The sequence below is a fragment of the Listeria cossartiae subsp. cossartiae genome, from assembly GCF_014224155.1.
Classification (GTDB): Bacteria; Bacillota; Bacilli; order Lactobacillales; family Listeriaceae; genus Listeria; species Listeria cossartiae.
Window position 1 is genome coordinate 57,751 of the sequence record NZ_JAASUI010000001.1, and the last position, 12,971, is coordinate 70,721.

At 37.6% G+C, this 12,971-nt stretch carries 12 protein-coding genes and 1 riboswitch; of the genes, 7 read left to right on the forward strand and 5 right to left on the reverse strand.

The window, feature by feature from the left end:
- The first annotated feature begins 235 nt into the window (after positions 1-235).
- From HCJ30_RS00270 to HCJ30_RS14225, 3 genes are all read left to right on the forward strand, one after another.
- Positions 236-913, forward strand: coding sequence for an ATP-binding cassette domain-containing protein (locus HCJ30_RS00270; RefSeq protein WP_185390508.1), 678 nt, complete (start codon positions 236-238; stop codon positions 911-913).
- Positions 900-1,682 (forward strand): ABC transporter, encoded by a 783-nt coding sequence (locus HCJ30_RS00275; protein WP_185390509.1) that lies wholly within the window; start codon positions 900-902, stop codon positions 1,680-1,682. Before HCJ30_RS00270 ends, HCJ30_RS00275 begins: the two co-directional genes overlap by 14 nt.
- A 161-nt stretch (positions 1,683-1,843) precedes the next feature.
- Entirely contained in the window at positions 1,844-2,563 is a 720-nt protein-coding gene (locus tag HCJ30_RS14225; protein ID WP_260444396.1) for a hypothetical protein, read from the forward strand.
- A 369-nt stretch (positions 2,564-2,932) separates the two neighbouring features.
- Here the strand turns inward: HCJ30_RS14225 and HCJ30_RS00285 are convergent, their stop codons facing one another.
- From HCJ30_RS00285 to HCJ30_RS00305, 5 genes are all read right to left on the reverse strand, one after another.
- Entirely contained in the window at positions 2,933-3,604 is a 672-nt protein-coding gene (locus HCJ30_RS00285; RefSeq protein ID WP_185390511.1) for a Crp/Fnr family transcriptional regulator, read from the reverse strand.
- Positions 3,605-3,763: 159 nt separating this feature from the next.
- Complete coding sequence (locus HCJ30_RS00290; RefSeq protein WP_185390512.1) at positions 3,764-4,543, reverse strand: carbon-nitrogen family hydrolase; 780 nt, start codon at positions 4,541-4,543, stop codon at positions 3,764-3,766.
- A gap of 89 nt (positions 4,544-4,632) precedes the next feature.
- On the reverse strand, positions 4,633-5,295 hold the full coding sequence (locus tag HCJ30_RS00295) for a methionine ABC transporter permease (protein ID WP_003738008.1): 663 nt from the start codon (positions 5,293-5,295) through the stop codon (positions 4,633-4,635).
- Complete coding sequence (locus HCJ30_RS00300) at positions 5,292-6,308, reverse strand: methionine ABC transporter ATP-binding protein (RefSeq protein ID WP_149045170.1); 1,017 nt, start codon at positions 6,306-6,308, stop codon at positions 5,292-5,294. The genes HCJ30_RS00295 and HCJ30_RS00300 overlap by 4 nt, the downstream gene beginning before the upstream one ends.
- 14 nt (positions 6,309-6,322) lie before the next feature.
- Entirely contained in the window at positions 6,323-7,144 is an 822-nt protein-coding gene (locus tag HCJ30_RS00305) for a MetQ/NlpA family ABC transporter substrate-binding protein (protein ID WP_003735433.1), read from the reverse strand.
- A gap of 111 nt (positions 7,145-7,255) precedes the next feature.
- Positions 7,256-7,375, reverse strand: a riboswitch (SAM riboswitch).
- A 152-nt stretch (positions 7,376-7,527) separates the two neighbouring features.
- On the opposite strand from HCJ30_RS00305, the gene HCJ30_RS00310 reads away from it, so the two are divergent.
- The 4 genes from HCJ30_RS00310 (at position 7,528) to yycH (ending at position 12,970) form a co-directional block, all read left to right on the forward strand.
- A complete protein-coding gene (locus HCJ30_RS00310; RefSeq protein ID WP_185390513.1) occupies positions 7,528-8,709 on the forward strand; it encodes a pyridoxal phosphate-dependent aminotransferase in 1,182 nt (393 codons plus the stop codon).
- A gap of 211 nt (positions 8,710-8,920) precedes the next feature.
- Positions 8,921-9,634, forward strand: a complete 714-nt coding sequence (yycF, locus tag HCJ30_RS00315; RefSeq protein WP_003729146.1) for a response regulator YycF — start codon at positions 8,921-8,923, stop codon at positions 9,632-9,634.
- Positions 9,635-9,818: 184 nt separating this feature from the next.
- A complete protein-coding gene (gene walK, locus HCJ30_RS00320) occupies positions 9,819-11,651 on the forward strand; it encodes a cell wall metabolism sensor histidine kinase WalK (protein WP_185390514.1) in 1,833 nt (610 codons plus the stop codon).
- Complete coding sequence (gene yycH / locus HCJ30_RS00325; protein ID WP_185390515.1) at positions 11,648-12,970, forward strand: two-component system activity regulator YycH; 1,323 nt, start codon at positions 11,648-11,650, stop codon at positions 12,968-12,970. Before walK ends, yycH begins: the two co-directional genes overlap by 4 nt.
- Position 12,971 lies beyond the last annotated feature (1 nt).

A 12,971-nucleotide genomic window follows, 5' to 3' on the forward strand; every position in this document is an offset into this window, starting at 1 on the left:
GGAGGGTTTTTTTTGATAAATACGAACATAATCAAAAAGTAAAGTAGGAAAATCCACTAAAAAAGATGGTTCTTGACTAGTTTTTTGCAGAGGGGTTCACACAATGCTCACAAAATGAAAACGCTTTGATGATATAATAGAAGGAAAAGATGGTTAAATCTCGGTCGAATAGTGCGAAAAAACTGAAAAATATTAAATAAGTTAACCTTATTTCACGAAAGGAGAGAGTAATACGTTGGAAGATGTTAGTTTAAATATACATAATCTGAAAAAGCAATATGATAATAAAACTGTAATAAATAATTTGAGTATTACGATTAATTTTAATTCTAAGATAACTTTAATGACAGGAATGAATGGTTCAGGTAAATCAACATTAGCAAAAATGATAGCGGGAATTATTTTACCTGATAAAGGTACATTAACACTTTCAAATCACACCAATTTTTCAAAATGGACAAAGCGAAATACATACTACTTATCAAATGCAGAGCGAGGTATGTTTTATAAGCTAAACTGCAGACAAAATATTGAATATTTAACCTCACTAAAAGGTACGAGTAGAAAATACGTCTTAGATAAACTTCCTGCATACTGCGAAAAATTAAATTGTACAGATATTTTAGAGATATCAGCAGAAAAGTTATCTACTGGTCAAAAAAAGAAGGTTTTCATACTATCGGCTTTATGCTCGAATTGTCAGCTATTATTACTGGATGAACCTACAAATGGGCTGGACGACGAGAGTTTTTATGCATTTACTGAAATTCTGGCGAGCTTAAGACCAGAAAAAAAGATTGTGTTAATTTCTCACGATAAAAGATTTTTGGATATGCCGCATATAGAGAGAATAATTTTTGGCAAAAACGGTGAAATTTATTGGGAGGAGGGTTCGTCAAATGGATTATCTTAATGCTTGTATAGGGACACTGAAAGCAAATATTTTTATTCTATTTAAATATAAGAAGAATCTCGTATCGGAATTAATCATGTTTATGGGTGTGTATCTGGCAATATTAATGCTAAATGACAGCAGTGCAATAACTGAATTTTATGGGGCTTCAACTGCTCAGGGGCCTATTCTTTTGTTAATTGGTTATATGTTTTGGGCATTTTCTGATATGGCGTTATCAAATACAGCCAATTGGATTAGTACAGATGCCAAAGTAGGTTTATTTGAAACCAAAGTTCAAAGCATTTTACCATATCCTGTGCAGTCATTTTTGTTACTTTTAATCAGTGTTTTAGAAACAATCATAATCCTTTTTGGCGTTGTTATTATTTCCGTTTTTGCTGATAAAATAAGTTGGTCGCAAATCCCGTTTATTTTTTTATCGGTCGTTATCCTGTTGCCATCTGTTGTGGGGATGTTTGGAATGGGCTTGATATTCGGAGGCTTTGCTGTCAAAGAGAAGAGTTTAGGGAATTTCGTCAATTTGTTTGCAGGTGCCTTAATTATTTTTTCCAATACACTTATCGTAGGGCTACCGAAAATTATTTATGTCATTCCATTTACTTCAGGTGTAGATTTTACGAGTAATTTGTATGTTTCTGGAAAAATGGATATAAGTCTTTTAGGCATAAATTTAATTATTAATGCCATATGGCTTATTGTGGGAATATTCTTCTTTAATTATTCTCTTAAAAAAGAAAAAACAGTTGGTAGTTTTGATACTTTTTAAAGAAAACCAGACTAACCCTTTTAAAATGGGATTTACATTATCAACTCAAAAGATTACAATTAAACCCAAGAAACCACCACGAAAACCACAGAACGGAAGTGTTAACTATCAACGGAAATTTTACTACAAATGAAAAAAATCAGCGGACATTTTTATTCCCGATGAAAGGGTTTAGGGGGCTTGTATTAGGAATGGTTGTTGTGGCGATAATTTTCACGCTGTTAACTTATTTAGTCCCCAACCCAGATAAGAGAATCATTCCGGAATCGGTCGAGCTGCTTAATAATATAAGAATCGTTGCATTCCTTGCCATTTGTGTATGGATGTTACTAAGAATTGGGTACATTTTCCGCACGAAAAAGCCTTGGAAATATGGGTTAGAGTATAGTATTTATTTTCATTCGATACCATGTCTAATAGCAATTTCATCGATATTTTTTGTGTGGATGGCCTCTATTACTTTACTTGGTAGTAATTATTTGTTTTTATATTTTTCGATAGCTACGAGTATGATGGTGGTATTATCATGTACTTTTTATTTTGTTTTTAAGAAGGATAAAATGAATACAAAAGGTTTTTTCGTCATTCCTGCAGCTGGGATTATATTGAACGGATATGCAGGGATTGTTGTGGGCGTGATGCTAAGTGATTTGTGGGGAGGCGTATTGCATGAAGGCTTGCGTGGTGGAGCACTAGTTGGTGTGTTTGTCGCGTGCCTTGTGTCACCTAGTATATTTTTAGGTGCGCTACCTGTTGTTATTTGTAATTTATACGCATGGATTACGGGGAAAGATATCAACCTGGATGAACGATACAAAAATGCGGATAATATTGATCCAAATAAAAACTATCCGCCGAATTTTGGTTTGAAAAAGAAATAAAAAAAGATAGTGCACTCAAAAGTCTAAATTTTGAGCGCACTATCTTATAATAACAATCACGAATACCCATCCTCTTGAAGTTCGGTCAAACAGTAATCTTGTATTTCTTTTGACATAGAATGAACTTTGATTTGTTCTTCAGCTATTACTTTATCAATGAAGTTGCGAGCTTCTAACAGTGTGCAACCTGACATATTCATCAGTTCCTCATAAAAGGTAAATAGTGTTTTTTAGCAAACTCCGCTCTATATTGTTCTACATTAACTTCAATATTTCCTAGCTTATACAACATTTTTAACTCCTCTATAAAGATAAAATAAAAACTAAACAGCTAATTCCTGACTACAACTTAAAACAGGGTAGCGTTTTTTAATCAACAAATTGCCTAACTTTCACATAATCATGCAATTCCTGATTTTTAACAACCCATTCTTTATCCTTTTTCCAAATCTTTCCTTGCTCTTTCAAAAGCGTCAATTGTTTGTAAAAACTACTTTTTGATAGGTTGCTATATGCCGCGATGGTACTAGTTCGCATTTCTCTTGGGAGGATAACGCTATCTTTTTCATAGGGCGTTCCGTGTAGCTTGCAGAGATTAGAAAAGGAGAGCTCTAGTTTGTCGGAAGAACTAGTCTCAGCGAAAAGACTTTTAAAAAAAGCGTGGCGAGCCAGGTCGCGCATAATGAAAAACTGAAACCCAAAATTCTCTGGGAACATGGAAAGAAAGTACTCTAAATCTTTAAAAGAATATTTGTAAATAGTGCAAGGCGAGCTAGTTGTAAACAAGAAGTCATCTACGTTTCCTTGGAATAAACTATAGTAATTTACAAAAGAGCCTTTGCCTAAGATGGTGTATATGCTATTTAGTTGTGGATTCATGGAAATAGAAACGAAGCCCTCAACAATTAAATAGACATGATTATTTCGCTGTGTGGCAGTATCTACTAAGTCTGTATGTTTTGGAACTTTTAATTTTTCATATTTAATATTGCCTTCGTGAGAAAGTCGAATAAACTCTTTATAATTAAATAGCGCATCCATAATTAGCAGCTCCTTTACTTGTTTCGTTAACTATAATACATAATATCAAAATTAACAAAAATAAATCCACACAAATTAGACCAAATTGCCACTTTTTTTCCGAAAATATGTATATTTAATGAGAAAAGGGACAAAATAGTATTTTGTCCCTTTTTGTATTTAGTATAATTCTGGGCGTCTATCCGTGAAAACGGGGATAATTCCTCGTGTTTCCGCCACTAAATTCAAGTCGATTTCGGCATAAATATTTCCTTCTGCTTCACCGCCATGAGCGACAATGTTTCCAAGTGGGTCAATCACAAGCGAATGACCGTTGAAATGGTTATTCGGATCATCGCCAACTCGATTTACAGCAACGACAAAAGCTTGGTTTTCAATCGCGCGTGCAATGAGAAGTTGCTCCCACTGAGTAACACGCTCGGCTGGCCACTGTGCTGAAACAAAAATAACTTCTGAGCCTTCTGAAGTATGTTTGCGAATCCATTCTGGAAATCTAATATCATAACAGATGAAACCGGCGCAAGAAACGCCATCCAAACGGAATAAATTTTTATCATTTCCGGCTTCTAAATACAAATGCTCATTCATAAGCTGGAATAAGTGAACCTTCTTATATGAAGAAAGTAGTCCACCGTATTTATCAAAAGCGTACATTGTATTCGAAAATTTGTTTCCTTCTGAGACAGCCACCGAGCCACCAATAATTGCGATTTGGTGTTTTTCAGAAAGGTTCGCTAAAAATTCTTTTGTTCTTTCCCCATTTAAATCAGCAACTCCAGCTAATTCGTTTAAAGCGTAACCTGTATTCCACATTTCTGGTAAAACTGCGATATCGGCCCCATTTTTTGCAGCTTCGATGATGGCTTTTTCAATCCGCGCATAGTTTGCATCTGGATATTTAAAAGCTACATCGGTTTGACATAATGCCAACTTCCACATGTTCTTCGCTCCCTTTTTCTTTTAAAAATAACACAAGCTTGGTGACGAGTCCATATTGGAACACTGTGCACCAAGCTCTAAGTAGTGAGTTAATCTTTTTTAAGACGTCTAGATAAGAAATTACCGAATGATTGTAGTGCTTGAACCATGATAATTAAAATGATGATGGTTGTATACATGACAGTTGGTTCAAAACGTTGGAAACCATATTGGTAAGCAATTGTTCCAAGTCCGCCAGCGCCAACAAGTCCAGCCATCGCAGTTGCGCCGATTAGCCCGATTGTTGCGATAGTTAAACCAAGAACGATACCAGACCGAGCTTCGCGAATAACCACACTCCAAATGATTTTCGGTGTGGAAATCCCCATTGCTTGGTAGGCTTCAACGACACCACGGTCCACTTCCAAGAGGGCGGACTCCATTAAACGAGCGATGTAAGGTGCCGTAAATACAACAAGCGGCATAATTACACCTTGAATCCCAATAGTAGTCCCAACAACAAAACGTGTTACCGGAATCATTAAGAATAACAAAATGATAAACGGCAGTGAACGTAAAATATTAATGACCCAGTTTAAAATACTATAAGCAATCAGATTTTCCGATTGACCACCTTTACGCGTTAATGTTAAAAATACGCCAAGTGGTAAACCAATCGCGAGTGAAATCACAAGCGTAATACCAGTCATCGTCAGCGTTTCCAGAAATCCTTGCCAAAGTATCGGTCCCCATTCTTCAAAAAACAAACTCATAGTAACTCGACCTCCTCAACAACGACTCCAGATTCTTTCAAATAAGCAATTGCTTTACTATATTCCGCTTCGTCCCCTTTTAAATGAACGAGTAGTTTTCCAAGTGTTCCGTTTTTCAAATGATCAATTCCGCCAGCTAAAATGCTTGGAAGAACGTCGAATTTGCGTGATACAAGAGCAAGAGCAGGTTCATCCGCTTCGTCCCCAATAAAATGAAGAGAAACCAATTTCCCAGTTGCGACATATTTTTCAAGCAAATCTTGCGGGATATCGAAACTAGCTTCTGATCCAACAAAACGCTTGGTTGTCGCGTGTTTTGCTTTGGTGAAAATATCAAGAACGGTACCTTGTTCCACTAAATGACCATTTTCCATTACAGCAACCCGGTCACAAATACGTTGAATGACATCAAGTTCATGTGTAATTAAGAAAATCGTAATGCCGAGTTCCGCATTAATTTTAAGTAACAGTTGCAAAATTGCTTCTGTTGTTTCAGGGTCCAAGGCGCTTGTTGCTTCATCGCTCAGCAGAATTTCTGGTTCATGCGCAAGAGCACGAGCAATCGCGACACGTTGTTTTTGACCGCCAGAAAGTTGGCTTGGATAGTTGTTTCGTTTATCTTCTAAGCCAACGATTGACAAGTATTTATTCACGCGCGTTTCGATTTCGTCTTTTGGAACGCCTTCTAATTTTAATGGTTTGGCAATGTTATCATAGACAGTTGCTGTTTTCAGTAGGTTATATCCTTGGAAAATCATGCCGATTTTCCGGCGTGCGACACGAAGTTCTTTGCTTGATAGGGTAGATAAGTTCTTCCCATCAATGACAACTTGGCCAGCATCTGGACGTTCAAGCAAGTTGATGCAACGAACGAGGGTACTTTTTCCGGCGCCACTGTAACCAACGACACCGAAAATTTCTCCTTTTTCGACTGTAATAGAAACATTTTTGACGGCTTCTACGGTTTTTCCATTTACATTAAATGATTTTGAAACTTGATGTAATTCGATCAAAATAAAACAACTCCCTAGAATGCAGGTACTACAGACCCATTAAATTCTTTTTCAATAAATGCTTTTACTTCATCTGAATGGTAATATTTTTCTAATGTTTTTACGACTTCATCGTCTTTGTTGGCACTACGAACAACGAAAACGTTTGGATATGGATTGTCTTTTGTAGGTTCGTGGTAAATCGCATCTTTATTAATAGAAAGTCCAGCGCCCATTGCAAAGTTAGTATTGATAGCTGCGGCTGCAACTTCATCTAATTGTGCAGGGATTTGAGAAGCTTCAAGTTCAACGATTTCAAGGTCAAGCGGGTTTTCAGCAATGTCTTTTTTCGTTGCTTTTTCTTCCACGCCATCTTTTAATTTAATAATGCCAGCATCTTCAAATAGTTTTAAACCACGGTATTCGTTACTTGGATCGTTTGGAACGGCAATTTTGTCGCCTTTTTTAAGATTTTTTAAGTCTTTAATATCGTTGGAGTAAATACCCATTGGGAACGCTACAGTTTTGAATGCAACGTCTAATTTGTAGCCTTTATCTTTCTTTTGTTGCTCTAAAAATGGGATTGTTTGGTAATTATTTGCATCCAAGTCACCATCGTTTAAAGCTGTATTTGGTGTATTATAATCATCAAATGTTTTGATTTTGATTTCAAGACCGTCTTTTTTCGCTAATTTTTGAACTTCCTCAGCGATTTGTTGGTGAGGTCCTGCAGTTGTTCCAATGGTGATTTTTTCTGTGCTTAAGGCTTTATCATCACTACCGCCTCCGCACGCTGCTAATCCTAAAACAAGACTTGATGCAAGTAAAATTCCTAACCCTTTTGTTAATTTTCTCATCTTTTTTTCCTCCCTAGTATGTTGTGTGATTATCCAGATTTATTCATGTAAACAATAAAAAAACTTCTCTATTTTAGAATAGAGAAGTGGAAAGTCGAACATATCCAGCTCCTCTTATCTACCAAAACGGAATACACCATTTTGCTGGAATTAGCACCTTCACTTTACGCTTAAATAAAGTTAGGTTGCCGGGCTTCATCGGGCCAGTCCCTCTGCCGCTCTCGATAAGAGAAAATATTTTAGAAAAACCTGTTAGTTAAAAATATACGCATATTAGCTTAATTTGTCAATGCTTTTTTAAGTTTTAAAAAAATCGTACTGGACAAATACTTCAGAAAACTTTACTATTTTAATCAATGAAACTTGAAAAGGACGGGTGTCAAATGAAAATTTCCAAACGCTTGCAAAATTTACCAGATCAGTTTTTTTCTAGCCTTGTAGAAAAAGTTGGAAAAAAGGTGGCAGAAGGTCATGATGTTATTAACTTAGGTCAAGGAAACCCAGACCAGCCAACACCCAAACATATTGTGGAAGCGATGAAAACGGCTTCAGAAAAACCACTTAACCACAAATATTCTTTGTTTCGCGGAAAGCATGAGCTAAAACAAGCCGCTGCGGATTTTTATGCGCGTGAATATAATGTAACCATCGATCCAAATACAGAAGTCGCGATTTTATTTGGCACGAAAACTGGCTTAGTGGAGCTGCCGATGTGTTTAATGGATCCGGGTGATGTGATGCTTTTACCGGACCCGGGCTATCCCGATTATTTGTCCGGCGTAGTTTTAGGCGAAGTTCAATTTGAAAAAATGCCGCTAATTGCCGCAAATAATTTTTTACCAGATTTCACTAAAATTCCAGAAGATATCGCTAAAAAAGCAGAATTAATGTATTTAAATTACCCTAATAACCCAACTGGCGCGGTAGCAACGGCCGATTTCTTTGAAGAAACAGTCGCTTTTGCCAAAGAGCACAATATCGTTGTTGCGCATGATTTTGCATACGGAGGTATCGGTTTTGACGGCGAGAAGCCCATTAGTTTTTTAGAAACGAAAGGAGCGAAAGAGGTCGGGATTGAACTTTATACACTTTCGAAAACGTATAATATGGCGGGGTGGCGCGTTGGTTTTGCAGTCGGAAATAGCGAAGTCATCGAAGCAATCAATCTGATTCAAGACCATATGTATGTTAGTCTTTTCCCGGGGATTCAAGATGCTGCAATTGAAGCATTAACAGGTGATCAGACGTGTGTTAGAGAATTAACGGCACGCTATGAAAGTCGTAGAAATGCGTTTATTTCCGCTTGTAACGCCATTGGATGGAAAGCAGTTGCTCCAGCGGGCTCGTTTTTTGCTTGGATGCCGGTGCCGGAAGATTTTACAAGTAGCGAATTCGCGGATTACCTTTTAGAAAAAGTGAGTGTCGCGGTTGCGGATGGTAGTGGCTTCGGTGAGTTTGGCGAAGGATATGTGCGGGTTGGTCTTTTAATGGATGAAGATCGGTTAGAAGAAGCAGTGACACGGATTGCCAAACTACATCTTTTTGATAAAGTGGCTCAAAAGTAAGCGAATAACTAATTTTGAAAGGAAATCGCTTGTAATAATTCAGATAATTACTTGTATGTGTTATAATTGATTAGTAAGTCTATTCTTAGCATGTTGTTTTATGAAGGCAGGCCAGAATTTAAAGTGTTTAGTGAGATTTTTACGCATTAAATAAAAAATATCTGTCCCGGTTAAAGCCGGCGAAATCCAGGAATGAGAGGACTGTAAAAAAATGGCAGAAAAGAAAATTCTTGTAGTAGATGACGAAAAACCGATTGCGGATATAGTTAAGTTTAATCTAAATAAAGAAGGCTTTGATGTATACTGCGCCTACGATGGCGATGAAGCGTTAGAACTTGTAGAAGAAGTTCAGCCAGATTTGATTTTACTCGATATTATGCTTCCAGGTCGTGATGGTATCGAAGTATGTCGTGAAGTTCGTAAAAAATATGATATGCCAATAATTATGGTAACAGCGAAAGACTCCGAAATTGATAAGGTTATCGGACTAGAACTTGGTGCCGATGATTATGTAACGAAACCATTTAGTAACCGTGAATTAATTGCTCGTGTGAAAGCCAACTTGCGCCGTCACAGCCAAGTAAGTTCAAGCGCAGCCGAGGAAGAAGAAAATAGCGAACTAGAAATTGGTTCCTTGATTATTCATCCAGACGCATATGTTGCTTCTAAACGTGGAGAAACAATCGAACTTACGCATCGTGAATTCGAATTACTACACTATTTAGCGAAACATATGGGACAAGTAATGACACGGGAACATTTACTCCAAACTGTTTGGGGCTATGACTACTTCGGCGATGTTCGTACAGTTGATGTTACCGTTCGTCGTTTACGTGAAAAAATTGAAGATAACCCAAGTCACCCAGCGTGGTTAGTAACAAGACGCGGAGTTGGCTATTATTTACGCAATCCAGAACAAGAATAAATAAAGAGAAGTGGTCGCCAAACTGAAAAAACTTGGTTGACCACTTTTTTTGGGTATATCCGCTTAGTTCCTCGTTATTTTTATAAACAAATCGACCCAATTAACAGGAAAAACCATACGTCTACCCTGCAACATATGGTATACTAATTTAAATATATTACCCCGAATAGGAGTAGAACGACTTATGCATAAAATGAGATTTTTTCAGTCCGTACAATTTAAGTTAGTTATTATGTATTTGCTACTAATTATCGTTGCAATGCAAGTAATTGGCGCGTATTTTGTTCGTGAGCTGGAAGGACAACTGGAGAAAAACTTTCAAGATTCTATTACGAATAGTATTACCTTGCTGGATTATAACGCTAGAGAAGAAATCATTAAAAACAGCGATAACTCAGTCAAGTTACAAAATGATATTAGAGAACTTTTAGTCGACTATTCGCGCGCAAGTAGCAATTTAATCGAAGTAAGAATTGTGGATGACAAAGGGAAAATTCTCGGTACATCTAATTTAAATAATCAAGGTATTGTTGGCCAAAAGAGCAACGATCCCCTTGTAAAACGAACGCTGTCACTTGGAACAACTTCTGAGGACAAAATTTATAAAGACGAATCGAATAAAAATAACCGTGTCTGGGTGAACGTATCCTCCATCAAAAACAAAGGCAAAGTGATAGGGGCTATTTATCTTGTCGCCGATATCGAAAGTGTCTATAAACAAGTCGATGATATCACGAATATTTTTATCACCGGTACGTTAATCGCGATGATTATTACCGCGGTGCTTGGAATCTTGCTATCAAGAACCATCACGAAGCCAATTGTTGAAATGAAACGCCAAGCTTATGCGATGGCAAGAGGGAATTATAGCCGCAAAGTAAAAGTTTATGGCGTCGATGAAATTGGTGAATTAGCGGATTCTTTCAACACGCTAACGAAACGAGTTCAAGAAGCCCAAGCGATGACAGAAGGGGAACGGCGCAAACTTTCCTCCGTACTCGCATATATGACCGATGGCGTAATCGCAACAGACCGCCGTGGTAAAGTAATTCTTATCAATACGCCAGCAGAAAAAATGCTTCGCGTAAAACATGAAAGTGCTAATGGCCGTTCCATTATTGATGTTTTAGACATCGGAGACACATATCAATTTGAAGATTTAATGGAAGTAGATGGCTCGCTAACGATGGACCGCAGTACGCTCGACAAACCTTACGTGCTTCGTGCTAATTTCTCCGTTATCCAAAGAGAAACAGGCTTTAACAATGGCGTAATCGCGGTACTTCACGATATTACTGATCAAGAAAAAGTCGACCAAGAACGCCGCGACTTCGTATCCAACGTATCGCATGAACTAAGAACACCACTGACAAGTATGCACAGTTATTTAGAAGCATTAAGCGACGGCGCATGGGAAGATAAAGAAATCGCCCCACGTTTCCTTGAAGTAACGCAAAATGAGACAGAGCGTATGATTCGCTTAGTTAATGATCTGCTCAAGCTTTCCAGAATGGACGGCGGCAGAGAACAACTCGAAAAAAGCTTCGTGAACTTTACGGATTTCTTTAACCATATTATTGACCGTTTTGAAATGATGAAAAAAGAAACAATCATGTTCAAACGCCATATTCCAAGAGAGCCAGTTATTATCGAAATTGATGAAGATAAAGTAATGCAAGTGCTCGATAATATTATTTCTAACGCCAACAAATATTCACCAGACGGCGGTCGCATTTCGTTCTATCTGAAAAAATTTGAAGATGAAATTGAAGTGAGCATTGCCGATGAAGGTTTAGGCGTACCAGACGAAGATTTAGCAAATGTATTCGACCGATTCTTCCGCGTAGACAAAGCTCGTTCGCGGGAAATGGGAGGAACAGGGTTAGGACTTGCCATCGCTCGAGAAGTAATCGAAGCACATGGCGGTCGAATTTGGGCCGAGCGTAATAAGACCAAAGGAACCATAATTAAATTCACCCTGCCATATAGTGACTTACCGGAGGATGATTGGGAATGATGAAAAAAACAGGATTTCGCTCATTTGTACTAACCATTTTAGTCGTACTCAGTATCGTCCTAAGCTACTTTATTTGGAAGGGACAACCTGATTACGAAGCCATCAACGTCAAGGAAATCGAAAAAACAACGATTGATAAAACAATGACCACTTCACAAGTTTTCAAACCATACAAATTAGCCGTTAATTCAAATGACAACAATTACCAAAGTTTAGATGCTGATTTATTAAATGAACTAATGGCTCAAGGAAAAGCATTCAGTTTTTCAGAAGTCGTTTTAGCTAACAAAAAAAGTAGTGAAGATTACGAGAAATTAATCCATAAAAATGGCACTATCGAGATAATTTTCCCGAATGATATTCCGTTCTCTATTTTCGCGCAAATTTTCCAAGTCGAAGGAGAAGGGCTTGAATCTGCCTTCTTTAACCGGATTGTGTTTGATATTAATAATACAGACACAGGGCTACATTCGGTGTATTTCGCAAATGATGACCAAGAAAATATTTACCAAAGTTCTTTGCAAAATAAAGACATTGATAAAATCGAAAAAATTGTTAAAAAGAATGAAGGTAAGCTGACGCAAAACGACAAGTTGCTTTCCAACAAACGCAATCTGTTCTTAAGCACGGAAAAAACAAAATTAGACCGCAAAAAATATATTATTGACTCACTGGAAATTAATTTATTCACATCCGCATTATTCCAAGACTCTGGCACAGTGAAAAGTGAAGGGAATACGTATACGGATGGTTCAAGTGTCATTGAAATGGATACAGATAATAAAGTATTAGAATATGTAAATCCTTCGCAAGAGCGCACAAACCCAGAAGATCTTAGCAGTGTGAAGCGTGCTGGGTTAATTCAAGACAGTTTTAACTTTGTGAATGACCATGCTGGCTGGACTGGAGACGGGGCGTATTATTTCACAGGTTATGCTGGCGAAAGTGCGACAACCAATTTCAGTTTATTCATTGATAATTTACAAGTTTACAATGAAAATGGCATGGCGGATATTTCCGTAACAGAAGGTCTGGAAGCAGTTTATAAATACATGAGACCGTTCTTCCGACTAGATACAGACGTTCCCGGAGAGAAAAAAGAAGTGACGCTGCAGTCGTCCTACTCTGTTTATAACGCCCTTGCTCAAAATCCTAACGTAAATGCGGAAGAAGTTGAAGATATCGTTCCTGGTTATCACATGACGAGAAGTGAATCCTCTGGTATGAACCGTCTTGTCACTTTAGAACCGACATGGCTTTACAAGTATCATGACAAATGGTTTATCTTCCAAGCAGATGCAGCAAAGGCGGGTGAATAAA